The 24,125-nt window shown below is 67.5% G+C and carries 21 protein-coding genes and 1 pseudogene; 20 read left to right on the top strand and 2 right to left on the bottom strand.

The window, feature by feature from the left end; translation table 11 throughout:
- Positions 1 to 249: 249 nt before the first annotated feature.
- The 5 genes from QRN67_RS16345 to QRN67_RS16325 all read left to right on the top strand — a co-directional run bounded on the left by QRN67_RS16345 (position 250) and on the right by QRN67_RS16325 (position 5,177).
- On the top strand, positions 250 to 1,299 hold the full coding sequence (locus tag QRN67_RS16345; protein WP_285412653.1) for a Bug family tripartite tricarboxylate transporter substrate binding protein: 1,050 nt from the start codon (positions 250 to 252) through the stop codon (positions 1,297 to 1,299).
- A gap of 11 nt (positions 1,300 to 1,310) precedes the next feature.
- Positions 1,311 to 1,655: a chorismate mutase family protein gene (locus tag QRN67_RS16340; protein WP_081271052.1), complete on the top strand. Its 345-nt coding sequence runs from the start codon at positions 1,311 to 1,313 to the stop codon at positions 1,653 to 1,655.
- Between the two features lie 139 nt (positions 1,656 to 1,794).
- Positions 1,795 to 1,956, top strand: a complete 162-nt coding sequence (locus tag QRN67_RS16335; RefSeq protein WP_172839956.1) for an HHHH-motif protein — start codon at positions 1,795 to 1,797, stop codon at positions 1,954 to 1,956.
- Between the two features lie 114 nt (positions 1,957 to 2,070).
- Positions 2,071 to 3,813, top strand: coding sequence for an ABC transporter permease (locus QRN67_RS16330; RefSeq protein ID WP_081271051.1), 1,743 nt, complete (start codon positions 2,071 to 2,073; stop codon positions 3,811 to 3,813).
- Between the two features lie 2 nt (positions 3,814 to 3,815).
- Positions 3,816 to 5,177 (top strand): ABC transporter ATP-binding protein, encoded by a 1,362-nt coding sequence (locus tag QRN67_RS16325; protein WP_106937938.1) that lies wholly within the window; start codon positions 3,816 to 3,818, stop codon positions 5,175 to 5,177.
- Positions 5,178 to 5,199: 22 nt separating this feature from the next.
- Here the strand turns inward: QRN67_RS16325 and QRN67_RS16320 are convergent, their stop codons facing one another.
- Complete coding sequence (locus QRN67_RS16320; protein ID WP_285412649.1) at positions 5,200 to 7,533, bottom strand: TonB-dependent receptor; 2,334 nt, start codon at positions 7,531 to 7,533, stop codon at positions 5,200 to 5,202.
- 124 nt (positions 7,534 to 7,657) lie between these two features.
- Complete coding sequence (locus tag QRN67_RS16315) at positions 7,658 to 8,017, bottom strand: hypothetical protein (RefSeq protein ID WP_285412647.1); 360 nt, start codon at positions 8,015 to 8,017, stop codon at positions 7,658 to 7,660.
- 80 nt (positions 8,018 to 8,097) lie between these two features.
- Between QRN67_RS16315 and QRN67_RS16310 the strand changes: the two genes are divergently transcribed.
- The 15 genes and pseudogenes from QRN67_RS16310 to QRN67_RS16240 all read left to right on the top strand — a co-directional run bounded on the left by QRN67_RS16310 (position 8,098) and on the right by QRN67_RS16240 (position 24,042).
- Positions 8,098 to 8,493 (top strand): DUF2946 domain-containing protein, encoded by a 396-nt coding sequence (locus tag QRN67_RS16310; RefSeq protein WP_285412645.1) that lies wholly within the window; start codon positions 8,098 to 8,100, stop codon positions 8,491 to 8,493.
- Positions 8,494 to 8,582: 89 nt separating this feature from the next.
- Complete coding sequence (locus QRN67_RS16305; protein WP_285412643.1) at positions 8,583 to 8,840, top strand: hypothetical protein; 258 nt, start codon at positions 8,583 to 8,585, stop codon at positions 8,838 to 8,840.
- Positions 8,837 to 9,031, top strand: a complete 195-nt coding sequence (locus tag QRN67_RS16300; protein WP_285412641.1) for a hypothetical protein — start codon at positions 8,837 to 8,839, stop codon at positions 9,029 to 9,031. The genes QRN67_RS16305 and QRN67_RS16300 overlap by 4 nt, the downstream gene beginning before the upstream one ends.
- Complete coding sequence (locus QRN67_RS16295) at positions 9,028 to 11,199, top strand: TonB-dependent siderophore receptor (protein ID WP_285412639.1); 2,172 nt, start codon at positions 9,028 to 9,030, stop codon at positions 11,197 to 11,199. The genes QRN67_RS16300 and QRN67_RS16295 overlap by 4 nt, the downstream gene beginning before the upstream one ends.
- An 11-nt stretch (positions 11,200 to 11,210) precedes the next feature.
- Entirely contained in the window at positions 11,211 to 12,047 is an 837-nt protein-coding gene (locus QRN67_RS16290) for a DJ-1/PfpI family protein (RefSeq protein WP_285412637.1), read from the top strand.
- Positions 12,044 to 12,538 carry a copper uptake system-associated protein gene (locus QRN67_RS16285; protein WP_285412636.1) on the top strand — a complete coding sequence of 165 codons (495 nt, stop codon included), beginning with the start codon at positions 12,044 to 12,046 and terminating at the stop codon, positions 12,536 to 12,538. Before QRN67_RS16290 ends, QRN67_RS16285 begins: the two co-directional genes overlap by 4 nt.
- A gap of 39 nt (positions 12,539 to 12,577) precedes the next feature.
- Positions 12,578 to 13,050, top strand: a pseudogene (locus QRN67_RS16280) (copper chaperone PCu(A)C).
- Positions 13,051 to 13,103: 53 nt separating this feature from the next.
- Positions 13,104 to 15,131 carry a TonB-dependent receptor gene (locus tag QRN67_RS16275; RefSeq protein WP_285412635.1) on the top strand — a complete coding sequence of 676 codons (2,028 nt, stop codon included), beginning with the start codon at positions 13,104 to 13,106 and terminating at the stop codon, positions 15,129 to 15,131.
- Positions 15,131 to 16,558 carry a PepSY-associated TM helix domain-containing protein gene (locus QRN67_RS16270; protein WP_285412634.1) on the top strand — a complete coding sequence of 476 codons (1,428 nt, stop codon included), beginning with the start codon at positions 15,131 to 15,133 and terminating at the stop codon, positions 16,556 to 16,558. Before QRN67_RS16275 ends, QRN67_RS16270 begins: the two co-directional genes overlap by 1 nt.
- A gap of 83 nt (positions 16,559 to 16,641) precedes the next feature.
- The gene (locus tag QRN67_RS16265; RefSeq protein WP_285412633.1) at positions 16,642 to 17,013 is read left to right on the top strand and encodes a DUF2946 family protein; all 372 of its coding nucleotides are present in this window, start codon (positions 16,642 to 16,644) and stop codon (positions 17,011 to 17,013) included.
- A gap of 104 nt (positions 17,014 to 17,117) precedes the next feature.
- The gene (locus tag QRN67_RS16260; RefSeq protein ID WP_285412632.1) at positions 17,118 to 19,286 is read left to right on the top strand and encodes a TonB-dependent siderophore receptor; all 2,169 of its coding nucleotides are present in this window, start codon (positions 17,118 to 17,120) and stop codon (positions 19,284 to 19,286) included.
- 1 nt (position 19,287) lies between these two features.
- Entirely contained in the window at positions 19,288 to 20,844 is a 1,557-nt protein-coding gene (locus QRN67_RS16255; protein ID WP_285412631.1) for an ABC transporter substrate-binding protein, read from the top strand.
- Entirely contained in the window at positions 20,841 to 21,806 is a 966-nt protein-coding gene (locus QRN67_RS16250; protein WP_285412630.1) for an ABC transporter permease, read from the top strand. Before QRN67_RS16255 ends, QRN67_RS16250 begins: the two co-directional genes overlap by 4 nt.
- Positions 21,803 to 22,639 carry an ABC transporter permease gene (locus tag QRN67_RS16245; protein ID WP_285412629.1) on the top strand — a complete coding sequence of 279 codons (837 nt, stop codon included), beginning with the start codon at positions 21,803 to 21,805 and terminating at the stop codon, positions 22,637 to 22,639. Before QRN67_RS16250 ends, QRN67_RS16245 begins: the two co-directional genes overlap by 4 nt.
- On the top strand, positions 22,636 to 24,042 hold the full coding sequence (locus QRN67_RS16240; protein WP_285412628.1) for an ABC transporter ATP-binding protein: 1,407 nt from the start codon (positions 22,636 to 22,638) through the stop codon (positions 24,040 to 24,042). Before QRN67_RS16245 ends, QRN67_RS16240 begins: the two co-directional genes overlap by 4 nt.
- Positions 24,043 to 24,125 lie beyond the last annotated feature (83 nt).

Below are 24,125 nucleotides of genomic sequence, written 5' to 3'. Positions count from 1 at the left end.
GGCGCCCGACGCCTGGCACGGCACATCTTCAGTGTATTAAGGCCCCGGGCCCACGGCGCCCTGCAGACATCTTCGAGCCGTCATGTTGCGCGGCATGCAAGGACGACGAATCCCGCCCGCCCCCCTTCGGGGGACAGGCCTGGTCCGCGTCACGCCGCCACCGCACGCGGCTTCTTGCACGTGAAGCAGCAGTTGATTCGTCGCGTTCGTGAAGAAAGACTGAGCGTCCGATTTCCAACTTCCATTGCCATGTCATTCTTCCTTCTTCGATCGCTGGCCGTGCGCCTGCTGTGCCTTGTTGGAACGTTCGCCTGCGCCGGCGGCGTCCTTGCGCAACCGAGCGGCGCGGTGCGCGCCGAGCCCCCTCCGACGGGCACGTCGGGCACCCGCGCAGCGGACGTGAACTGGCCGACCCGGCCACTGCGCCTCGTCGTCGGTTTTGGTGGCGGCTCGTCTCCGGATTTTGTGGCTCGCGTGCTGGCCACGCCCATGGCGAAAGCGCTGGGCCAGCCGGTGATCGTCGAAAACCATGCCGGCGCCAGCGGCAACATCGCCGCGGACATCGTCGCTAAGTCCACCGACCGGCACACGGTCGGCATCCTCATCAACGGTAACATGACCATTGCCAGGATCCTCAACCCGTCGACGCCTTACGATCCGCAGAAGGACCTGGTGCCGCTGAGCATCATCTGCACGGCGCCCCTCGTGCTCGCCACGACAGCGCAGGTCTCGAAGGCTGATGCCCGCGGTTTCCTCGACGCGGCGCGTGTGGCCGGCGGCAGCTGGAGCTATGGCTCGCCCGGCATCGGCACGATCGGCCATCTCGGTATGGAACTCCTCAAGTCCCGCACCGGCATCGCCGCCGTGCACGTGCCCTACCAGGGCAATCCGCAGGTCATCACTGGCTTGATCGGGGGGCAGCTGCAGCTGGCGCTGCTCCCACCGGGCCTCGCCGACGAGCAGATCAAGGCCGGAAAGCTGCGCGCGATCGGTGTGACCTCTGCGCGCCGCTCGCCGCTCGTACCGGACTATCCGAGTCTGCAGGAAGCGGGACTGCAGGATTTCGAGCTCGAGATCTGGACTGCAGCGGCAGCCCCTGCCAGCCTACCTGCTCCGATCGTCCAGCGCCTGAATCAGGTCCTGTCCGAAGTCATCCGATCGCCGGAGGTTCGCCAGAAGCTCTTCCAGCATGGTTATGAGGCGGTCGGCATCTCGGGCGAGACGCTGGTGCGGCGGGTGCGCGCGGACACGGCAGCACTGAGCCAGATCATCGCGAGCCAGGGCATCAAACTCGAGTAAGGAGAACCGGCATGAATTCAGCCACCTCAGTCACGCAACAGCGCGGTCCGGCTGACGAAGAAGCCCAGCAGATCCTGCAGTCGCTGCGCGACGAGCTCGACAATCTGGACGCTGCCCTGCTCGAGACCCTTCGGCAAAGGCTGGCCTGCTGCTGCAGGATCGGCCTGCACAAGCGAACCCACGCGATTCCGATGATGCAGCCCCACCGCATCGGCGTGGTGCAGCAACGCGCGGCGGCCTTTGCCGCGGAGCACGGCATGAGCCCTGCGTTCCTGCGCGCGCTTTTCGAGCTGATCATCACCGAAACCTGTCGGCTGGAGGATGAGATCATCGGCGCGCCCGCCGCATCAGCCTGACGTCGCGAGGCGCGGCCCGGAAAGGCGAACGTCGATCCAGGGTGGTTGTCAAATGTCATCCGAGCGTGCGCTCGGATCGTTGAGGGATGGCACCTGATATATGACGCATTCTTCGATGCCATTGCTTAGAAAGACCACCATGAAAACCAAGCAGTTCATCTCCGCCGGCATCCTCGCATTTGCCGGCATGGCCTTGTTGGCCCCAGGCATCGCCTCCGCCGCGCCCCGCCACCATCCCAAGCACAAGGTGTGCAAGTGGGACGCGCGCCATCACCACCGTGTGTGCCACTGGGTTCGCTGATCCACCAGGAAAAGCCCGCCCCACCAAGCTCAGGATGCCTCGCGAAGCGGGGCATTTTTTCATTCGTTCGAAAAGAGCTGCGGCTATCGTCGAAGCAAAGAACTGCAAGCCCGCATGAAAAGTACCGCCCCCCAGCTTGCGATCGTGGAAGAGCGGCGTACGCTCGGCTGGATCGATGCGCTGTTCCTGCTGATCCTGCTGGGGCTCCTGTGGAGCGCGCTGCACTTCGGCAAGGGCATGCTCGTGCACTTCGATCCGGCGGCGGTGCCGCAGATCGACAGCTCGCCGAGCCAGATTCCCTATTACGCGGGCCGCACCCTGATGCGCATGTGGATCGCGTTCGGCTTCTCGCTGTTCTTCGCCATTGCTACCGGCTACCTGGCGGCAAAGAACCGCACGGCGCGCGCCTTCATCCTGCCGGCCCTCGACGTGCTGCAGTCGGTGCCGGTGCTGGGCTTCCTGTCTGCCACCGTGGCGGGTTTCATGGCGCTGTTCCCCGGCAGCCTGCTGGGCGTCGAGTGCGCTGCCATCTTCGCCATCTTCACGGGACAGGTCTGGAACATGGCGTTCGGGTTCTATCACTCGATGGTGACCATTCCCAACGACATGCAGGAGGCGGCGTCGACCTACGGGCTGACGCGCGCGCAGCGCTTTCGCACCGTCGAGCTGCCGGCTTCGGCTCACAGCCTGATATGGAACTCCATGATGTCCTTCGGCGGTGGCTGGTTCTTCGTGGCGCAGAGCGAGGCCATCAGCGTGATGAACAAGGACATCAAGCTGCCGGGCCTGGGTTCCTACATGGCGCAGGCCATCGCGCAGGGCAACAACACGGCCGCCCTCTGGGCCGTGGTGGCCATGATCTTGCTGATCCTCGTGAGCGACCAGCTGGTCTGGCGCCCGCTGCTGGCGTGGGCCGACAAGTTCAAGATCGAACTGACCGAATCGGCGACGCCGGCAACCTCATGGGTCTACAACCTGCTGCGCGGCGCCTACCTGTTCACCTGGATCGGCGAGCGGCTCTGGCTGCCGCTGAAGGACCGGGTGTCGCGGGTGCCCAATCCGGCCGCGCGGGTTCCGGTGCGGCTCGGGGCCGGCGGGCAGAAGCTGCTCTGGCGCGCGGCCGGCATCGTGCTCGCCGTGTGGATCGGCTTCGAGATCCTCAGGGCTCTGGCGGCCGCCGTGGCGGCGCTGCACGGCGCGCTGACGCTGGCCGCCTTCGGACACATCGTCTGGCTCGGCGCGCTGACGGCCCTGCGCGTCGCCGCCATGACGGTGCTGGCCACGCTGATCTGGGTGCCGGTCGGCGTGTGGATCGGCTCGCAGCCGCGCGTGGCGCGGTTCGCCCAGCCGCTGGCGCAGATCGGCGCGTCGTTCCCGGTGAACATGACCTTCCCGATCGTCGTGGGCTTCTTCGTGGCCGCCCACGTCACGCTCGACTGGGGCAGCATCCTGCTCATCGCGATGGGCACGCAGTGGTACATCCTGTTCAACGTGATCGCGGGCGCCATGGCCATCCCCAACGACCTCAAGGAAGCGGCACGGGTCTACGGCCTGCGCGACTGGAACCTGTGGCGCACGCTGATCCTGCCGGCGATCTTTCCCTACTGGGTCACGGGCGCCTGCACGGCCGCCGGCGGGGCGTGGAACGCGAGCATCGTGGCTGAACTCGCCACCTGGGGCAGCACCACCCTGAAGGCCCAGGGCCTGGGCGCCTACATCGCCACCGTCACCCGGGAAGGAGACACGGCGCTGATCATCGCGAGCATCGGCGTGATGTCCATCTTCGTCGTGCTGATGAACAAGCTCATCTGGCGCCGCCTGTACGCCTTCGCCGAGCGCCGATTCAAGCTGGATTGAAAATGAACACAACCTCCCGTTCCCCCGCGCCGGCCAAGCCGGTGGCCGAGCTGTGCGCCGTCACCAAGACGTTCAGGACCGCCGGCAACCACGAACTCAAGGTGCTCGACAACATCGACCTGGCCGTCCACGAAGGCGAGTTCCTGGCGCTGCTGGGGCAGTCCGGTTCGGGCAAGTCGACCATCCTGCGCTGCCTCACCGGCCTGATCGCGCCGACCTCGGGCCGCGCGCTGGCCGGCGGCAGATCGCTCGACGGCGTGAATCCCGATGCCTCGGTCGTCTTCCAGACCTTCGCGCTCTACCCGTGGCTGACCGTGGAGCAGAACGTTGCGGTGGGCCTCATGTCGAAAAAGATCGGCCGCACCGAGCGCGACGCCGCGGTCAACCGCGCGATTGAACTGATCGGCCTGGGCAACTACCACGCGGCCTTCCCCCGCGAGCTGTCGGGCGGCATGCGCCAGCGGGTGGGCATCGCGCGGGCGCTGGTGTCCCGGCCCAGGCTGCTGTGCCTGGACGAGGCCTTCAGCGCGCTGGACGTGCTGACCGCGGAGAACCTGCGCCAGGAGCTGATCAGCCTGTGGCGCGGCCCGAACGGCGACCTCAGCTCGGTCTTCATGGTCACGCACAACATCGAGGAGGCCGTGGAGATGGCCACGCGTATCGTGGTCGTGTTCCCCCGGCCGGGGCGTGTCGGGCTCGTGCTGGAGAACAAGCTGCCGTACCCGCGGGACACCAAGCACCCCGAATTCCAGCGGCTGGTCAGCGTGATCCACGAGTCCATCACCACGATGACGCTGCCCGACCTGCCGCCCGAGGCGAGCGAGAAGGGCCAGCCGATCTCGCGCGCCCGCACGCGCATGGAGTCCATTCCGCTGGTGCCGGTGGGCCAGATCCTCGGGTTGATGAGCATCCTCAGCGACTCGCCGGACCTGTCCAACATCTACGACATCTCGGACGAGATCGGCAAGGAGTTCGGCGAGACGATCGCGATCCTCAAGGCGGCCGAGATCCTCGACCTCATCGACACGCCCCGCCAGGAAGTGCGTTTCACGGAACTGGGCCGCAAGTTCGTGGCCGCGGACCGCCTCGGCAAGCGCGCGATCTTCGAGGAGCAGGTCTTCAAGCTGCGGCTCTTCCACATCATCATCGCGCTGCTCAAGGAGTACGAGGAAGTCGAGGCCGAGCGCGTGATCAAGGACATCGGCAGCGCCTTGCCTTACGACAATCCCGAGAAGACCTTCGAGACCATGATCGCCTGGGGCCGCTACGCGGGCCTGATGGACTACAACGCGAAGACCGGCATGGTGTTCGTCCCGCAGAACGATGATTCGAGCGACGACGCCCACCTGCACGGCGTGAACTGAACGGCCCTCTATTCGTCCGGCCTCACAGGTCGAACCGCAGCTCGGCCGTGTAGGTGCGCTGCGGATACGGGTGGAAGTTCCAGTACTGGTAGTTGTTGGCGTTGTCGATGCCGAAGGCGGCCGACCACTGCTTGTCGATCTGGTAGCGCACGCGGAAGTCGACCGTGAAGTACTTGCTCGCGCCGAAGTAGGCGAAGGCGTTCACGTCGCTGTTGTCCAGGTTGGAGTACTGCCGGCCGCTGTAGCGCGCCGCGGCCGTGAACGACCAGCGCGCATCGGGCTTGTACGTGGCGTAGACGGTCGAGCGCCAGCGCGGCACGCGCGGCTGCCACTTGCCCACGGCGGCCGGAAACGCGGCGTCCGCCACCGTCTTCGAGTCGGCATAGGTCAGGCTGCCGCCCAGGTCGAGGCCCTTGATGAGCACGTTCTGCCCGGTGTAGGCGATCTCCACGCCGGTGGTGCGCACCTTGTCGATGTTCTGCACGCGCGAGACGGTGGCGTTGGGAATCAGCTGGCTGTACAGCGCGTTCTTCGTGGTCTCGTGGAACAGCGTGGCGCGCAGCAGGCCATTGCCCAGGTCCTTCTCGGCCGACAGTTCGCCGGTCCATGACTTCTCGGGCTTCAGCGTGGGGTCGTTGATGAAGGAGAGCGCGCCGCCCGAGGTGGCGCCGTAGAGCTCGCCGACTGTGGGGTAGCGCACGGCGCGGCCCACGGAGGCCTTGAGCACCGTGTCCTTGGTCAACTGGTAGGCCAGCGCGGCCTTGGGCGACACGTCGGATTCGCTGCGCGAGGCGTACGACTGCGCAGTGGCCGCCGTGGCCGTGAAGCCGTCCTTGGCCTCCCAGTGCTCGTAGCGCAGGCCCAGCACGGCCTTCCATTTCGGCGCGAACGACCAGGCGTCCTGCGCCCAGGCGCTGTAGGTTTCTGTGCGGCCGCCCACGTTGCTCACGGGCGTGAACGCCGCGCCGTCCTGCCAGTTGCCCAGCACATTGGTCTTCACGATGCCGAGCTTGTACGCATCGCGCCCCACGCCGAAGTCGACGATGTGCGCGCCGCGTGCGCCCTGCGGGCGCCAGGTGCCCTTGGCCGCCAGGGTGTTCCACCCGGTGCCGCCCTGGTCCTGTAGCGTGCCCGCGCCGCCGTAGGCCGCCAGCGGCAGCGCAGTGGTGGGCGCGCGCTGCGTGTCCTTCGAATAGTCGTAGAGGCTCGCGGCCAGCTCCCAGTCGAACACGCCCTGGGTGTTGCTCTTGACCGAGAGGCCGTGCATGTAGTGCGTGGCGCTGTCCGCGGTGAGGGGGAAGGCGGTGGGGGCCAGGTTGAAGCTGCGCCCGTTGATGTTCACCGGGCCGCTGTACACAGGCTGGCCCTGCGCATTCGTGAGGTAGCTGGCGGACTGCCCGTTCGCGGTGTTCTGCCACCAGCCGAGCGTGTAGGTGGCGCGCACCGTGGGCGAGAAGTCGTAGGCCAGCTTGAGCTTCGCGTGGTCCTGCAGCGTGTGGTACTGCGTGCCCGCGCCCAGGATGTACCAGGGCGTGTTGGTGGTGTTGAGGCCGCCGAGCACGCCGTACACCGGCGTGCCCGCGCGCCCGGGCGTGCCGGAGGCGAGGGTGGCGGTGGTGAAGGTCAGCGGCTGGCCTTCGCTGTCGGTGCGGTTGATGTCGATCCACCAGGACCAGTCGCCGCTCCTGCTGCCCAGCGATGCACTGGTCTGCCAGCTGTTGAAGGTCTGGCGGGTGCTGTAGAGGTTGTTGGGCTGCGACGAGTAGCCGACCTTCACGTGCGCCTCCAGCTGCGTCGGCATGCGCGTGACGTAGTCGACCACCGCGCCGGCGGAGTTGCCGGGGTAGGCGGCAGAGAAGGGCCCGTACATCACGTCGACGCGCTCGATCTCCTCGGGCGTGACCAGGCCCCAGCGCGGCGCGAAGTTGGTGCCGTTGGCGATGCCGTTGCCCAGGTAGTTCGACAGCAGGATGCCGTCGGCGTAGACCGCCGAGCGCGCGCTGTTGCCCGTGCCCGACGCGCGGGTGGACAGGATGGCGTGGTTGTAGTCGCCGATGTAGCGCTTGCGCACCAGCAGGCTCGGCAGGTACTTGAGCGCGTCCTCGCTGTCGGTGGCGTTGATGCGGGTCTCGATCTCCTCGCGCGTGACGCCCTCGATGGTGGTGGGAATCTGCGTGGGCAGCGAGGTCGGCTGGCCGCCGGTGACGGTGACGACGCCGAGCGACTTGGTGCGCTCGGGCGTGTTGTCCGCGGTGGCTTCGGCGGCTTCTGCGGCCGCTGCGCCTTGCGCGAAAGCGGGCACGGCCAGCCAGGGGAATGCCGCGCCGAGCGCGAGCGACAAAAGGGTCTTGTTCATGGAAAGCTCTCTTTCGGCGCCAGGAAGGCGCCGACTCATTGCAGGGAAATGCGTTGCAGCGAGCGACGACAGCGCACGGCCAAAGGCCATGGACAGCGTCACGTGCGACGGAACCGAAAACGAGTCAGGAGAGCGAAGGAGGTCCGCGCGCGGGTAAGGGCGCAGCAGTGGCTGCGGCAATGCGCGCGGCCGGGATCGACTGCACGGCATGGCCCAGCGGCAGAATGCGGGGGACGTCGATGGGCTGCGCCGCGGGCGGGGGCGCACCGGTCAGCATGCACATCGGGCAGTCCAGATGGCTGGCGCCGAGTTCGCGCGCGCCGTCGTCGGTCTGCACGATCACCTTGATGGCGCCGGCCGCCGAACACACGAGCTGCATCGACTGTGGCTGGACCATCGGCGACGCGATCGCCACCCCCAGCGACAGCACAAACCACGCCAGCACGAAGCGGACGAGTTGGCGAGCATGGCGCAGGGCGGGCATGGAGCGATTATGTGTGAGGCACCTTTTCGATGGCACCTTGTCGTGAACCAACGTTGTATTCAGGCATCTAGAATCCCGCCATGCGCGTCGGCCAACGCTTCAGAAAACTCATCTCATGGATCGCCTGTCTGGCCGTCCTGATGGGCTCTGTTGCGCCTGTCTTGTCGCATGCTTTCCAGCCCTCGCAAGGCGGTGCTGGTTGGATCGAGGTCTGCACGGCCTTGGGCCAGCAACTGGTCCACGTTGACGGCGCGGCGGCCGCGCCGTCGAAGAGCAAGCAGACCGACGATCACGCGCGTGCGCACTGCCCCTATTGCTCGTCGCATGCGGTCCAGCTGGGCCTGCCGCCCGCAGCTTCGCCGGTGCTGTTCGTGCCGACCTTGCACTACGGCCTGCCCGCACTCTTCCTTGCAGCACCGCGCGCCGTGTTCGCGTGGTCGACTGCGCAGCCTCGCGCGCCTCCGCGCATCTCCTGAAGTCCGAAGCCTTCCGCTGCCGGCGTTGACGCCTGCCAGCGGATCTTTTGCATCTTGCCGGGCCGGTGCGTCCGGCTTCAGGAGTTTCCATGTCCAACGTCGAACGCGCGCTGCGCGCGTTGATGCATTTGAATATCGGCGCGACCCTCGGCCTTGCCGCCTGGTTGCTGTGGGCCAGCTGGAGTGTGGCGCTCGAGAGCGCCCCGAGAACGGACAGCGCCGTGCAACGCACAGGCCCCGCCGATGCGGCGTGCCAGTGTCTGGTACTGCAACCCGTACTAACCACCCAGCAGCGTGAGGTTGAGCACGTGGCACAGGCCGGCCGTTCGGCCGTGGCGGCGCCATGAACCTTCCCTCCGGCGACACCTTCTATTGGCGTGAAGTCGATGCGGCTTTGCGCCCGTGGGTCGGCATGGCGGTGCTGTTCGGCGCGGCCTGCGCCGCGGCACTCACGTTGACCGGCGCCGCCGCCCCGCAGTGCAACAACGCTTGCGGCACCTACGTTTTCCATCCCATTGCACAGAAACCGATCCCATGAGAAGCATCTTTCGCCTCCACCCACTGGCCGCCGCACTGTGCGCAACCGGACTGGGCTTCGCGGGCGCCCCCGCGCTGGCGCAAGGCAGCGCCCAGCAGAGCCTGCCCCCTGTCACGGTCAGCGCCGACCGCGACAGCTACCAGGCCCCCGAGAGCGCGACCGCGACGCGCACGGACACGCCCTCGCTGCAGAACCCGCAAAGCGTGCAAGTCGTGCCGCTGTCGGTCATCCAGGATCAGAGCGCGCTGAACCTGGGCGACGCGCTGCGTAACGTGTCGGGCGTGCAGTCCGACTTCGGATTCAACGGTTCGGCGCAGCCGCTGGCCATCCTGCGCGGCTTTCCGAGCATCTCGATGACCGCGATGGGGCCGATGTCGGGCAGCTCCAACTACTACATCGACGGCAGCAAGGTCGCCGGCGTGCCGATCAACATGGCCAACGTGCAGTTGGTCGAGGTGATCAAAGGCCCTTCGAGCGTGTTGTACGGCCGCGCCGAGCCGGGCGGCCTGATCAACGTGGTGACCAAGCCGATCAGCAGCGTGCCGGCCTTCAGCTTCGAGCAGACGGTCGGCCAGTACGGGCTTTCGCGCACCGGCATCGAGGCCTCGGGGCCGGTGAATGCCGATGGCACCGTGCGCGCGCGTCTGGCCGCCTCGTACTACAGCACCGACTCCATCCGCGACTATGTGACCGACAAGCTGGGCGCATTCACCGGCAGCCTGGCCTGGGTGCCCGATGCGCGCACCAGCGTGACCGCGACCATCGACTACAGCAGCCAGCGCTACCGCACCGACTACGGCGTGCCCGCCATCGGCGACCGGCCGGCCAACCTGCCGTGGTCGCGACAGTTCAACGATTCGCCCACGCTGTCGGGGACCAAGACCACCAGCTTCAAGCTCGAGGGTTCGCACCAGCTGTCGGACACTTGGCAGATCAAGGGGAAAGTGCTGAGTGTGCGCGGCGACACCTCCGAAATGGACGTGACGCCCTACCGCGTCGACCTGGGCGCGGGCATGTCACCTGGCGACGGCTGCACTGGCTCGGGCAATCCGATGTGCCGCTACTACTACTACGTGCGGCCCGACGGAAGGTACAAGCTCGACCAGTTCAACGTCGACCTCATCGGCAAGTTCGACACCGGCGGCGTCAAGCACACCGTGCTCGTCGGCTTCGACACGTACAACAGCCGCAAGAGCGGCACCACGTACTTCCAGCAGCTGTCGGCGGTGGACATCTACATCCCGCTGCTGGGCATGACGCCCAGGCTCGACACCACGACGGCCATGCCGCTGGACATCCGTGACCAGAACCGCTGGACCAGCTTGTACGTGCAGGACCAGGTGGCGTTCGGCAACGGCGTGTTCCTGACCGGTGCGCTGCGCCACGACCGCACCAGCGCCGTCTACGCCAGCGACACCACCGCGCCGCCGAACAAGGCCTCTTTCACCACGCCGCGGCTGGGCGCGGTGTGGCAGTTCGCGCCCAACCAGGCGGTCTACGCGCAGTACCAGGATGCTGTCTCGGCCAACAACGGGCGCGACGCGGTGACGCTGGCCGCGCTGAAGGCGGAGAAGGCCAGCCAGTTCGAGATCGGCCACAAGATCGAGCTGTTCGACGGCAAGCTCAGCTCCACGGTGGCGCTCTACCAATTGGTGAAGCGCAACCGCGGCGGCTCCGTGCCCATCGATACCGCGCCGTACTACAACACCATCACCATCGGCAAGGCGCGCTCGCATGGCTTGGAGTGGGACGTGTCCGGCGAGATCACCAAGCGGCTCTCGCTCATCGGCTCCTACGCGTATACCGACACGCGGGTCACCGAGGACCCGACCTACCAGGGCAAGCAACTGGCCAACGTCGCGCGACACACGGCCAGCCTCTGGGCGCGCTATGCCTTCGACAGCCAGTGGAGCGGTGGGGCGGGCGTGTTCGCACAGAGCCAGCGCCAGGGCGATGTGGGCAACACCTTCCAGCTGCCGGGCTATGCGCGCGTCGACGCGATGCTGGTCTACCACTTCGCGCTGGGCAGCGCCAAGGCGGCGCTGCAATTCAACATCGACAACCTCTTTGGCAAGAAGTACTACACGGGCAGCCACCAGTTCGTCTCGGACTGGATCAAGCTGGGCACGCCGCGCACGGCCAAGCTGACGCTGCGGCTGGACTACTGAAAGGGAACGACATGACCATCGAACGCAGGTTGTTCCTTCGCAAGGCGGCGGCCGCCCTGGCCGCATCGCCATGGCTGGCCGGCGCGGCCGAAGACAAGGCCACACCGGTGACTGTCACGCACGACATGAGCGCCATGCCCGCGCACTGGACCGGCAAGGAGCAAATCGGGATGCTGCTCTACCCGGGATTCACCGCGCTGGATTTCGTGGGGCCGCAGTACATGTTCGCCGGACTCATGGGCGCGACGGTGCACCACTTCGCCAAGACCATGGCGTCGGTGCCCAGCGACACCCACCTGTCGATCTCGCCCACCACGACGCTCGCGCAATGTCCCGCCGAACTCGACATCCTGTTCGTGCCCGGCGGCGGCGAGGGCACGCTGGCAGCACTTCGCGACGAGGAGCTGTTGCGCTTCGTCGCGCAGCGCGGCGCCAGCGCGAAATGGGTGACCAGCGTCTGCACTGGATCGCTGGTGCTTGGCGCGGCGGGGCTGCTCAAGGGCTACAAGGCGACGTCGCACTGGGTCGCACGGCCGCTGCTGACGGATGTGGGTGCCATCCCCGCGGAAGCGCGGGTCGTGCAGGACCGCAACCGCATCACCGGCGCCGGCGTGAGCGCCGGCCTGGACCTGGGCTTGCGCATGGTCGCCATGCTGCGCGACCAGCCGTATGCAGAGACGGTGCAACTGCTCGCGGAGTACGCGCCCGAGCCGCCCTTCAACGCCGGCTCGCCGCGCACTGCGCCGCCGGCGGTCAAGGCCATGGTGGACGACATGTTCAAGGGCTTCATGGCACAGGGGCATTCGGCGCTCGCGCGTGGGGAACCCACCAAGGACTCAACATCATGAACCGCCCGCATCCGATACGGCGAAAGCTTCTGGCCAACACCTTTCAGATCGGGGTACTGCTCCTGACACCGGCATGGGCCCTCGCGGCGGACACGCCCGAGCAGGCCGCGATACGCAAGACCATGATGATCACCTGGGACAAGCCCGAAGCACGTCTGGAAGTCGGGCCGATCGTCATCTTCGAAGGCCGGTCGATCGCCGGATGGACCCAGGGCGGGCGTGGCGGCCGTGCGCTGCTGGTGCGCAATGCGCAGGGCCAGTGGCAGGTGACGGTGTGCGCGGGCGACGGGCTCAAAGAAGCTTCCACGCTGCAGACCACCGGCATGTCTCCTGCCGCCGCACGCGGATTGGCCTCCTCGCTCGCCAAGGCAGAGGCCTCGGTGCCCAAGGCACGGCGCGCGCTCTTCTCGACCTTCGACGGCATGGTCCGCATGGGCGGTGGTGCACCGCACCCGGGCGCCGATCCGGTCCACAAGCCATCCCACCCCTGACGCCGCAGCGTCCTTCATCTTTTCAACCAAGGAGAACTCATGAAACGCACTCTTTTCATCGCACTCACATGCCTGGGCGCCGCGGCTGCACACGCCCAGGTCACCGTGACCGATCCGTGGATCAGGGCCACGGTGCCGCAGCAGAAGGCCACGGGCTTGTTCGTCCAGCTCAAGTCGGCCAAGGACGCCAGGCTCGTCGGGGCCAGCTCGCCCCTGACCCCTCGGTCGAAGTCCACGAAATGACGATGCAGGACAACGTCATGAAGATGCGGCAGGTCCCCGCGGTGGACCTGCCTGCGGGCAAGACGGTCGAGCTCAAGCCCGGTGGCTATCACGTCATGCTGATGGACCTCAAGCAGCAGGTGAAGGCCGGCGACACCGTGCCAGTGACGCTGCAGATCGAAGGCAACGACGGCCAGCGCGAATTGGTGGCGGTCAAGGCCCAGGTTCGGGCGCTCAACGCCGCCGCACCGCCCGTGCCTGCGGCTGCGCATGGCGAGCACAAGCACTGAACGTACGAGCTTCGGACCAAGCGTCCGGGGCTTTTATTGACACAGAAGAATTGATGAAAAAAACAAACCTGGCCGCGGCCATCGCGGTCGTCTTCGCTGCGCCCGTCGCCGCGCAAACCGACAAGAACACAGACAGTTCCGCACTGACGCTGGGCACCGTCAACATCCAGGCCACGGCCAGCGGACCGTTGTCCGCACGACAGGTGTTCAGTTCGGTCGACATCCTGGGGGCCAGCGTGCTCGAGGACCAGCATGTCGACTACAGCTGGGAGCTGCTGTCGCGCGCCCCGGGCGTGCAGGTCACTCAGTTTAAGCAGGGCACCGATGCAGGGCGTTTCTCCTTTCGCGGCTTCAACGGCGAAGGCCGCGTCAATGCGGTCAAGCTGCTGATCGACGGCATCCCGAGCAACGACAACGCGGGCGGCATGCCGTTCCTCGACGCTGTGTTCCCGCAGGACATCGAGGCCATCGAGATCGTGCGCGGCACCAACGACCCGCGGTATGGCCTGAACAACATCGCCGGTAACGCGAACGTGATCACGCGAACCGGCGGCAACCAGGGGCGCGCGAGCCTCACCGTCGGCAGCTTCGGCACCAAGGAGGTCGAGATCGCCAAGGGCATCGAGAGCGGCAACTGGAGCCAGAACTATTCGCTGGCCTACCGCGACTCGGACGGCCATCGCGACCACGCCGATGCGAGGAAGCTGGCCTTCTCGGGCAAGTGGTTCTACACCAGCGACGATGGCCGCTGGCGCGCAGGCGTCATCGCGCGCTACTACCGTAACAAGGCGCTGGAGTCCGGCTACCTGAGCTACGACCAGGCCATGCACGCGCCGCGCAGCTCGCCCGCGTATGCATCCGCCGACCGCGGCGAGCGCGAGACGGCGCAACTCAGCGCGCATCTGGACGGTGAGCTGACGAACACCCTGTCGTGGTCGACCAAGGTCTATGCCAACCAGTACGAGAACCGGCGCTGGGTGCGCTTCTCCGCAGCGAGCGCCCAGCAAGAGCGGTACAGCGACGAAAAGCAGCAGGGTGTGATCACCTCGCTGACATGGCGGCCCCAGGTCAACTGGGCGCACGAGTTCACGCTCGAAGGCGGGCTTGATGCGCAGTGGCAGCACAACCTCGGCCAGCGCTACCGCACCACCGAGCGCGTGCGCACCTCGCAGTTTCGCGACTGGGATTTCGATCTCGACACACAGGGGGCCTATGTGCAGGCGGTGATCCGTCCGGTCGAGGCCTTGAAGATCGTGCCGGCTTTCCGGGTCGACCACGTGGGCGGCCAGTTCACCGACCGGCTCGGCCGCACCACCTCGCCGGTGCATGACTACGGGCTCATCCAGCAGCCCAAGATCAGCGTGGCCTATGCGCTGAATCCGCAGGCGAGCCTCTACGCCAACTGGGGCCGCACCTTCCAGATCGGCACCGGCATCGATGCCTACCGCACGCAGACGCGCAACCTCAAACCGTCGATCAACGACGGCTGGGAGGCCGGCGTCAAGTTCAATTCGCTGCCATGGCTCGACGGGCGTGTCGCCTATTGGGAGCAACGCGCTTCCGGGGAAGTCGCGCGCGTCCTGGGCGTCGACGGTCTGCCAGACCCGGGTGGCCTGGGCAACGTCGGCAAGACGCTCAGAAAGGGCTTCGACATCCAACTCAATGCCAAGCCGAACGCACGCACCACGGCCTGGGTCGCCTATTCGCACCAGGTCGCCCGCATCACGGCACCGGACCCGAGTGCACCCGCCACGCGCGGCAAAGAGATCGAGAACGTGCCGCACTACCTGGTGTCCGCCGGCGTGGACTACCAGGCGAGCGACAAGCTCAAGCTGTCCGCCTGGGCCAATGCGCAGGGCGACTACTACGTGGAGCGCACCAACAGGCTGGGCCGCTTCGGACGCTATGCGCTGCTGAACCTGGGCGCCACGTACCGCGTGTCCCCCTCGATGGACGTGAACCTGCAGGTGAAGAACGTGACCAACCGCAAGTATGTCTATGCCTGGTACGACAGCGGCTCCTCCGGCTACTCGCCCGGCGACGGCCGTGGTGTGTACGCCAGCCTGAACCTGAGGTTCTGATGACTGCACAAGCCTTGCCGCGCCAGGCGGCGCCCTTTGTTGCCGGCAGCCTCTACCGCGCCGTGTGGCGCTGGCATTTCTATGCCGGCCTGCTCGTGCTCCCGTTCCTTATCTGGCTGGCGCTGACTGGCGGCCTGTTCGTCTTCAAGCAGCAGATCGACGGGTACTTCCACCATGACCTGAAGTTCGTGCATGCAGGGCAGGGGCCTGCCTTGGCGCACAGCGAACTGGTCGCGGCCGCGCTGGCGGTTCACCCCGGCACGCTGCGCAAGTACACGCCGGCGGCGTCGCGTGATGAGTCGGCGGAGGTGGGCATCGCCAGCGCGAGCGGCGAACAGCTTGCCGTGTTCGTCGACCCCTATCGCGCAAAGGTACTGGGCACTCTCCCCGAGGGCGGGAGCGTGGCCTGGACCATTCGCAAGCTGCACAGCCTGAAGTACTTCGGGTCGGTGGCGCGCGGTGCCATCGAGATCGCGGCGGGGTGGGCGATCCTGCTGGTGGTCACCGGCATCTATCTCTGGTGGCCTCGCGGGCGCCATGGCGGCGTGATAACGGTGCGCGGACGACCCCGGCAGCGCATGTTCTGGCGTGACCTGCATGCGGTGACGGGCATCTTCGTCGGCGCCGCACTGGTGTTCCTGGCCTTCACGGGCATGCCGTGGTCGGTGTTCTGGGGCGCCAAGGTCAACCAGTGGGCCAATGGCCAGAACTTCGGCTACCCGGCGGGGGTGCGGGTGCTGGTGCCGATGTCGCAGCAGCGCATGGCAGACGGCGCACCGACCTCGTGGTCGCTCGAACAGGCGCGCGTTCCGCGCTCGAGTCACGAGGGACATGACGGGCATGAAGGTCATGAGGGGCACGCAGAGCCGGGCGCGGCCCTGCGGCCCATGGCTGCTGACGGTGCCATCGGTCTCGATGCCGCGATTGGGATCTTCGAGCGGCTCGGCATCGCCCGGGGCTACACCGTCAACATGCCCAAGGGGCCGAGCGGCGTCTACACGGCATCGGCCTATCCGGGCGACCTCGCGCAGCAGCGCGTGATCCACATCGACCAGTACAGCGGCAAGACGCTGATCGACATGCGCTACTCGGACTACGGCCCGCTCGCGCGATGGCTCGAATGGGGCATCAATGTCCACCTCGGGCAGGAATTCGGCGTGCCCAACCAGGCGTTGCTGGTTGTGGTCTGCCTGGGCATCGTGCTGCTGTGCGTGAGTGCCGCGACCATGTGGTGGAAGCGACGGCCTGCGGGTGGGCTCGGCGTGCCGCCGCTGCCCTCGGACCGGCGCACGTTGCGCGTGGTGCTGGCACTGCTGGCGCTGGGCGGTATCGCCTTTCCGCTGGTGGGGGCGTCCCTGCTGGTCATGCTGGCGATGGACATGTGGATAAGCGTCAGGGCGTCCAGCACGGAAAGCGTGCCAGCCTGAGGCATTTTTTGCGCGCTTGCTTCGGGTAGCACGTGCCTGGTCCGCGCCACCGGCGCTCACCGGTATGATCCCCCCGCCTCGCCATGCAGCTTCGTCCTCTCCATCTCCAACGCCTCCTTCGGCTTCTGTTGCTGGCCGTGTTCTTCAACGCGGCCATCGGCATGCCGTTGCACGAAGCCGGGCATCTGCGCCAGGCAATGGCAGGTGTGGAGCAGGAAGCCGCGCTCGAAGCCCGCGCGGATGCCGAGTCTCTCGGGCACACCGAAGAAGCTCACGGCCTGTGCGAGTGGTGCCTTGCCCATGTGCACCACGCCACTGCGCCCGCTCAGCGGCTGGGCGCGCTCGAAGTGGCGTTTGCCCTGGCACTTCCACGTGCGCCGCCCGCGCTGGCCTTCGTGCCCGATCCGGGCCGCTGGCCCTTCGCCTCGCGCGATCCTCCGTACACATCGACCTGACATTCCGCCGCACCGCCCCAGCGGGGCTGTGACGCGTTCATTTTTCTTGTCTTGCTGCCGGGCCCGTCGAAGGCGCGGCGGCACTGTCTCGTCGAGTGCCATTCATGATCGTCATTCTTTGCGAACGCGTGCGCAAACGCGTTCCCCTGTTCCGCCGCCTTCCTCTTGCGCTGTCCGTCTCGGCGCTGTTTGCCGGGCCGGCCATCGCCCAGTCTTCCGATGCCGCTGTCGAGGGCCAGCTGAAACCCATCGAAGTGGTCGGCCGCGGCGAGTCGGGCACATACCAGGCCGAAGAAGCCGCCGGGGCCAAGACGGACCTGCCGCTGCGCGAGCTGCCGCAATCGGTGCGCGTCGTCACGCGCCAGGCCATCGACGACCTGGGTGCCACCAAGCTCGATGACGTGCTGGACTACGTCGGCGGCGTCTCGCGCCAGAACAACTACGGCGGCCTCTGGGACAACATCGCCATCCGCGGTCTGCCCGGCAACGAGAGCACCGGGATGGCGACGCTGCTCAACGGCTTTTCCGCGAACCGGGGGTTCAACGCGCCGCGCGATCTGGCGGGTGTGGAGCGCATCGAGTTCCTCAAAGGCACCGCGGCTGCGCTTTACGGCAGCAGCGAACCCGGCGGCACGCTGAACATCGTGTCCAAGCGTCCGTTGTGGACGGCCGCGAATTCGGTCGAGGCCTACGCCGGGAGCCACGGCCTCAGGCGTGGCGCCTTCGACAGCACCGGCCCGATCGGCAAGAACTTCGCCTACCGGCTCAACGTGGCGGTGGAAGACCGCAACAGCTTCCGCGACTTCGTCGGCGCCAAACGCGAAGTCGTCGCGCCAGCCTTCACCTGGAAGCTCGGACGCGACACGGTGCTGGAATACGCGGGCGAATACCTGCGGCATGCCACGCCGCTGGACCGCGGCGTGGTGGCGGTCGACAACCGCCTGGGCGCCATTCCACGCAGCCGCTTCCTCGGCGAACCGGCCGATGGCGACATGACCGTCAAGAACCAGACGCACCAGTTCATCCTGTCCCATGAATGGAACTCGATGTGGCGCAGCCGGGTGGGCCTGTCGTACCGCGAGACTTCGCTCGAGGGCTTCTCCACCGAGCCGACTGCGCTGCTGGCCAACGGCAACCTCGCACGTCAGCGCCGCTACCGCGACTACAGCTCGAACGACATCGCACTGCAGGCCGAACTTCAGGGCAACGTGAAGACCGGCGCCATCGAGCACGAGCTCCTGTTCGGCGTGGAGAGCTTCCGCTTCGACATGGACTCCCTGATGCTGCGCGTGAATCCGAGCACTGCCCGGCCGTACGCGATCAACATCTACAACCCCGTCTACGGCCAGTTCCAGCCGGTGCCCACGGCCAACACCGACACGCTGGAACACCAGAACAGCAACGCGTTCTATGTGCAGGACGCGATCAAGCTTTCGCCGGAATGGCGGCTCGTCGCGGGCGTGCGCGCCGACAACTACCGCCAGTCGCTGCTCAATCGCAGAAACGGCACCACGGCCAGCCAGGGACCTTCGTCGACCTCGCCGCGCATCGGTGTGAGCTGGCTGCCGACGCCGCAGTGGACTTTCTATGCCAACGCGGGCCGTTCGTTCAGGCCGAACACAGGCTCCGATTTCGCCTCGAACGGCTTTGTGCCCGAGACAGGCCGCGCGCTGGAGCTCGGCACCAAGTGGGAGAGTGCGGACCAGCGCATGGGCGCCACCGCGGCGCTCTTCGACATCCGCAAGCGCAACGTGCTGACCTCCGATCCGGTGAACACCGGCTATTCGGTGGCGGCGGGAGAAATCCGCAGCCGGGGCCTGGAGTTCGACTTCTCGGGCCAGGTCGCGAGGAACTGGCGCGTCAATGCCAGCCTGGTACTCAACGACGTGGAGATCACGAAGGACAACACCCTGGAGATCGGCGGCCGGCTGCTCAATGTCCCGCGGGTCAACGGCAGCGTGCTCGCGGTCTACGAGGACGGCTTCTCCAACGGCCAACGCTATGGCATCGGCGGCGGCTTCACCCACATGGGCAAGCGGCTGGGCCAGGCCCGCACGCAGGCTGAGGCGAATGCGGGAACGCCCGCGTTCGACCTGCCGGCCTACACCACCGCCAAGCTGGTTGCGTACTGGCGCCTCAACCCCACGCTGCGCCTGACGCTCGATGTCGACAACCTGTTCGACAGGACCTACTACGCCAGTTCGTACAGCCGCGTCTGGGTCACGCCAGGCACATCGCGCACCATCACCGTCGGCCTGCAGGCCAAGTTCTGAGATGACACAGCCATTCGTTTTGACGCGCCGCCGGGCGCTCCAGCTAGGTGCGGTCGGCCCGGCCGTCGCCGCATCGACCGCGTTGCAGGCACAACCGGCCCGAGCGCCGCTGCAGATCGTCGGTCCCTGGGAAATAAGCGGTCTTGCGCCCGCCAGCAGCGGTTACGTCTTCACCCGCATGCAGATCACCGAGACGCTGATGGAGGCCGGCGACGACGGCACCCCGCTGCCGGGCCTGGCCGAGCGCTGGCGCGTGTCGGCCGACGGCCTGGTGTGGCATTTCACACTGCGTTCCGCGGCGCGCTTTCATGACGGCACGCCAGTCACGGCGGCCGCGGTCGTGCGCTGCCTGCAGGCGGCGCGCGTGGCGCCGGCGCTGTTGAGCCTGGCGCCGATCAGATCCCTCGAGGCCGATGGCTCTGGCGTCGTCGTGGTCAGGCTCGCATCGCCTCATGGCGGATTGCCTGCGCTGCTGGCACACAGCAGCACGATGGTGCTCGCGCCCTCGAGCTACGGCTCCGGCGGCGAGGTCAAGGCCGTCCTCGGCAGCGGCCCCTACCGCGTGGTGTCGCTCGCACCCCCGCAGCAAGTGGAGGCGGCCGTGTTCGAAGGCTATGACGGCGCCAGACCTGCCGTGGAGCGCGTGCGCTACCTGACGGTCGGTCGCTCCGAAACCCGCGCGCTGATGGCCGAGGGTGGGCAGGCCGACCTGGCCTATGGCCTTGACCCGGCCAGCCTCGTGCGCCTGCGCAAGCGCGGCCGGGTGCGCGTCGATACGGTTACGCTGCCGCGCACCGCGATCCTCAAGGTCAACGCGGGCCTCCCGGCGTTGAAGGATCGACGCGTGCGTCAGGCGCTGAGCCTGTGCATCGATCGGGCCGGGATTGCGAAGGCATTGCTGCGCGACCCTGAGCTCTCGGCAACGCAGCTCTTTCCGCCCACGCTCAAGGCGTGGCACGACCCCACGCTGCCGCCGCTGATTCATGACCCGGGCTCCGCCGCGAGACTTCTGGCCGAGGCCGGCTGGCGCCGGGCGGCCGATGGACTGCGCGACGCTTCGGGCCGGCCATTGCAACTGTCGCTGCGAACCTTTCCCGACCGACCCGAGCTCCCTGTCATCGCTTCGGCGCTGCAGGAGCAGTGGCGCCAGGCCAGCATCGCGGTTCAGGTCAATGTCGGCAATTCGGGCGACATTCCGCTGGGCCACCGCGACGGCAGCCTGCAATTGGGCCTGGCCGCGCGCAACTACTGCACCGTGCCCGACCCGACAGGGACGCTGATGCAGGATTTCACCGCCGCTGGCGGTGACTGGGGCGCGATGGGCTGGCGCAGCGATGCGCTGGTCCAGGCGCTGTCCGAGCTGTCGCGCGGCACGTCGTCGGCAGAGCGCGCGGCCGCGCTGCGTGCTCGGGTCACGGCGGTGCTCCAAGGCGAGTTGCCGGTGATCCCCGTCACCTGGTATCGCCAGCAGGTCGCGGTCAGCGGGCGTGTCACCGGCGTCAGCCTCGATCCGCTGGAGCGTTCCTACCGGCTCAGCGCGATGAGGTGGAGCGCATGAGCGGGAAACGCACAGCCTGGACGGGCATCCTGCTGCGCCGTGCCATCCAGATCGTCGCGCTGGGCCTGCTGGTGGGCACGGTGTGCTTCTTCATGGCACGTTCGCTGCCGGGCGACATGGCCACCCGCATCGCGGCGGGACGCTACGGCTACGACCTCGTGAGCAACGCGGCGGCCGATGCCGTGCGCATCGAGCTCGGGCTCGACCGGCCCTTGTGGCTCGCGCTGCTGCAGTGGTGGGGAGAAATCGCACGCCTCGATCTCGGCACTTCGCTGGTCACCGGCAATTCGGTCTGGAATGAAGTGGTGCATCAACTGGGCGCCACCATCGACCTGGCGGTCGCTTCCTTGGTCATCGCGGTCGTCGTCGGTTTGCCGCTGGGCACCTGGTCCGGACTGCATGCGGGCGGCTGGATCGACCGGCTCACGCTGGCGCTGGCGGTGGTGCTGCGCGCGGTGCCGCCCTTCCTGCTCGCCGTGTTGCTGATGGTGCTGGTCGCGGTGCGGCTCGGGGCGTTGCCGGTGGCGGGCGACCACCACGTGGGCAGCGTGCTCCTGCCGGCGCTCACGTTGGGCCTGGGCCTGGCCGCGGGGCTGGCGCGCGTGACCCGGGCCGCGATGCGCGAGGCGGCCGCTTCTCCATCCTTCGAGTTCGCCCGCACCAAGGGGCTGTCGGACCGGCAGGCGCTGGTGCGCCACGGCCTGCGCCAGGCCGCGGCGCCGGTGGTGGCCTATCTCGGTGTGCACGCGGTGTTCCTGGTCGAAGGCGCCGTCGTGGTCGAGACCTTGTTCGCCTGGCCCGGGATCGGTCATGCACTGGTGCATGCGGTGTTCGGTCGCGACGTGCCGATGATCCAGGGGGCTGCGCTGTGCATGGGCCTGCTGTTCGTGGTGTTCAACCTGCTGGTGGATGCGGGTTGCCTCGCGCTTGATCCGCGCCGGCGCAGGGGGGAGGCGGCATGAACGGCAGTCTGCTCGACGCATCCGCGCTCACCGGGCGGAGGTCGCGGCGCGCGGCGACGCGCCGTCGCACGGGCCTCTGCATCCTCGCATCGGTGGCGGTGTTTTCGCTGTTCGGGCCGGCCGTGATCGGCATCGATCCGGCCCGCCAGACGCTCGCCGACACGCTGCTGCCGCCGGGCGCGGCCCACTGGCTGGGCACCGACGTGCTGGGCCGCAGCGTGCTTGCGCGCCTGGCACACGCGGCCCGGCTCTCGCTCGGTCTCGCCTTGCTGGCCGCAGTGACCGCGGCCATTCCCGGCGTGCTGCTGGGCGTTGTTGCCAGCTGGCGCGGCGGGCGCATCGAACGCGGGCTGGTCATGCTGGCCGATGCGGTGCTCTCGGTGCCAGGCCTGCTGCTGGTGCTGCTGTTCGCCGCACTGGCGCCGGGACGCTACTGGGCGCTCTACATCGGCCTCTCGCTGTCGCTGTGGGTCGAGTACTTTCGCGTCGCTCGCGCGGCGAGCCGGCCGGTGCTCGCGGGTGATGCGGTGCAGGCTTCGCGCCTGTTGGGCTTCGGGCCGGGCTATGTCCTGCGCAGGCATCTGCTGCCGGCACTCGCACCGGTGTTGGGCACCTTGCTGGCCTTCAGCGCCGCACAGGCCGTGCTGGCGCTGGCCGCGTTGGGCTTCATCGGCGTGGGGCTGCAGCCACCGACGCCTGAACTGGGACTGATGATGATTGAATGCCTTCCCCACTACGAGGAAGCGCCATGGCTCATCGCGGCGCCGATGGCGCTGTTGATGCTGCTGGTGCTCGGGATGATGCTGCTCGTTTCGGAGGGGGAACCGGCATGACCACTTCTTCCGTCCTGCTCGCTGTCGAGAATCTTGGTGTGCACGCCGGCGCCAGGCCGCTGCTGCGCGACGTGTCCTTCAGCCTGCGCCCCGGCGAAGTGCTCACGCTGCTCGGTGAAAGCGGTGCCGGCAAATCGCTGCTGGCTCAGGCCGTGATGGGAAACCTTCCCGCGGCGTTGCGCGCTGGAGGCAGGGTCTTGCTGGACGGCGTCGAAAGCCGTGCCGAGGAGGCCAGGGCGCGTCGGTCGCTTTGGGGACGCACGCTCGCATTGCTGCCGCAGGAGCCCGCTCTGGCGCTGGATCCGCTGATGCGCATCGCGCCCCAGTTGTCCGAAACGCACGAACTGGTTCGTGGCGCCGCCTTCGAGGAGGCCGAGGCGGCGGCCGCGAGAGACCTCGATGCCGCGGGTCTGGCCGCCTCGGCGCGGCGCTATGCGTGGGAGTTGTCCGGCGGCATGGCGCAGCGCGCCGCCGCAACCGTTGCCTGTGCTGGCGGCGCACGCGTACTCCTGGCGGACGAACCCACCAAGGGTCTGGATGCGCATTGGCGCGACCATACTGTGGCGATGCTTCAGTCGGTGCAGCGCAGCGGCGGCTGCGTCGTGGTCATCACGCATGACCTGCGCGTTGCGCGGGCGCTGGGCGGACAGCTGATCGTGCTGCGCGCGGGCGAAGTGGTCGAACAGGGCGACGCCCAAACTGTCCTCGCGAGCCCGCGGCATGCGTACACGCGGCGGCTCGTTGCGGCCGAGCCGGCCCATTGGCCACGGAGGGCGACGGTCGCGACAGGTGCACCGGTGCTGAGCGCGCAAGGCCTGTCGAAGGGCTTTGGCGGCAAGCCGCTGTTCGACGGGCTCGACCTGCAGATCCATGCCGGTGACCGTTTCGTGTTGCAGGGCCCCAGCGGCACGGGAAAGAGCACGCTGGGCAATGTGCTGCTGGGCCTGCTGCCGGCCGATCGGGGCGTGGTGCGGCGTGCCGAAGGCCTGTCCTCGACCGCCTTCCAGAAGCTCTACCAGGACCCGGTCGGGTCTTTCGCGCCCAGCGTCAGCCTGGAGAGTTCGCTGCGGGATGTGGCCGCGCGCCATCGCTGCGCCTGGCCGGGTGTGCTGCAGCAGCTCGAACGGCTGGGCGTACCCGCGGATTTGCTGGGGCGTCGGCCCGCGGAGGTGTCCGGCGGCGAACTGCAGCGCGTCGCGCTTGCACGCGTACTCACGGTGCGGCCCGCCCTGGTGTTTGCTGATGAACCGACCTCACGGCTGGATCCTTTGTCGCAGCAGGAGGCCATGGACGTGCTCCTCGATGCGCTGGACGAGCGCGGCGCCGCGTTGATGCTGGTGACGCACGACGAAGACATTGCGGATGCCGTGGGAACAACTCGGTGGAGATTCGTGCAGACCTGAGTTCCAGGCCAAAAAAAGCGACGAGTCGACCCTTCCCGGTTCATGCGAAGGAGACAGGACGCGAAGCTGGAGGCAACAGGTTG

It is taken from the genome of Variovorax sp. efr-133-TYG-130, from assembly GCF_030208835.1.
Taxonomy (GTDB): Bacteria; Pseudomonadota; Gammaproteobacteria; order Burkholderiales; family Burkholderiaceae_C; genus Variovorax.
The sequence above is the reverse complement of the archived record's forward strand: the minus strand, read 5'-3'. Positions and strand labels throughout refer to the sequence as shown.

What these genes read in the sequence shown, in the direction of transcription:
- QRN67_RS16345 (WP_285412653.1), top strand. Translation starts at nt 250, where the DNA reads ATGTCATTCTTCCTTCTTCGATCGCTGGCCGTGCGCCTGCTGTGCCTT.
- QRN67_RS16340 (WP_081271052.1), top strand. Translation starts at nt 1,311, where the DNA reads ATGAATTCAGCCACCTCAGTCACGCAACAGCGCGGTCCGGCTGACGAA.
- QRN67_RS16335 (WP_172839956.1), top strand. Translation starts at nt 1,795, where the DNA reads ATGAAAACCAAGCAGTTCATCTCCGCCGGCATCCTCGCATTTGCCGGC.
- QRN67_RS16330 (WP_081271051.1), top strand. Translation starts at nt 2,071, where the DNA reads ATGAAAAGTACCGCCCCCCAGCTTGCGATCGTGGAAGAGCGGCGTACG.
- QRN67_RS16325 (WP_106937938.1), top strand. Translation starts at nt 3,816, where the DNA reads ATGAACACAACCTCCCGTTCCCCCGCGCCGGCCAAGCCGGTGGCCGAG.
- QRN67_RS16320 (WP_285412649.1), bottom strand. Translation starts at nt 7,533, where the DNA reads ATGAACAAGACCCTTTTGTCGCTCGCGCTCGGCGCGGCATTCCCCTGG.
- QRN67_RS16315 (WP_285412647.1), bottom strand. Translation starts at nt 8,017, where the DNA reads ATGCCCGCCCTGCGCCATGCTCGCCAACTCGTCCGCTTCGTGCTGGCG.
- QRN67_RS16310 (WP_285412645.1), top strand. Translation starts at nt 8,098, where the DNA reads ATGCGCGTCGGCCAACGCTTCAGAAAACTCATCTCATGGATCGCCTGT.
- QRN67_RS16305 (WP_285412643.1), top strand. Translation starts at nt 8,583, where the DNA reads ATGTCCAACGTCGAACGCGCGCTGCGCGCGTTGATGCATTTGAATATC.
- QRN67_RS16300 (WP_285412641.1), top strand. Translation starts at nt 8,837, where the DNA reads ATGAACCTTCCCTCCGGCGACACCTTCTATTGGCGTGAAGTCGATGCG.
- QRN67_RS16295 (WP_285412639.1), top strand. Translation starts at nt 9,028, where the DNA reads ATGAGAAGCATCTTTCGCCTCCACCCACTGGCCGCCGCACTGTGCGCA.
- QRN67_RS16290 (WP_285412637.1), top strand. Translation starts at nt 11,211, where the DNA reads ATGACCATCGAACGCAGGTTGTTCCTTCGCAAGGCGGCGGCCGCCCTG.
- QRN67_RS16285 (WP_285412636.1), top strand. Translation starts at nt 12,044, where the DNA reads ATGAACCGCCCGCATCCGATACGGCGAAAGCTTCTGGCCAACACCTTT.
- QRN67_RS16275 (WP_285412635.1), top strand. Translation starts at nt 13,104, where the DNA reads ATGAAAAAAACAAACCTGGCCGCGGCCATCGCGGTCGTCTTCGCTGCG.
- QRN67_RS16270 (WP_285412634.1), top strand. Translation starts at nt 15,131, where the DNA reads ATGACTGCACAAGCCTTGCCGCGCCAGGCGGCGCCCTTTGTTGCCGGC.
- QRN67_RS16265 (WP_285412633.1), top strand. Translation starts at nt 16,642, where the DNA reads ATGCAGCTTCGTCCTCTCCATCTCCAACGCCTCCTTCGGCTTCTGTTG.
- QRN67_RS16260 (WP_285412632.1), top strand. Translation starts at nt 17,118, where the DNA reads ATGATCGTCATTCTTTGCGAACGCGTGCGCAAACGCGTTCCCCTGTTC.
- QRN67_RS16255 (WP_285412631.1), top strand. Translation starts at nt 19,288, where the DNA reads ATGACACAGCCATTCGTTTTGACGCGCCGCCGGGCGCTCCAGCTAGGT.
- QRN67_RS16250 (WP_285412630.1), top strand. Translation starts at nt 20,841, where the DNA reads ATGAGCGGGAAACGCACAGCCTGGACGGGCATCCTGCTGCGCCGTGCC.
- QRN67_RS16245 (WP_285412629.1), top strand. Translation starts at nt 21,803, where the DNA reads ATGAACGGCAGTCTGCTCGACGCATCCGCGCTCACCGGGCGGAGGTCG.
- QRN67_RS16240 (WP_285412628.1), top strand. Translation starts at nt 22,636, where the DNA reads ATGACCACTTCTTCCGTCCTGCTCGCTGTCGAGAATCTTGGTGTGCAC.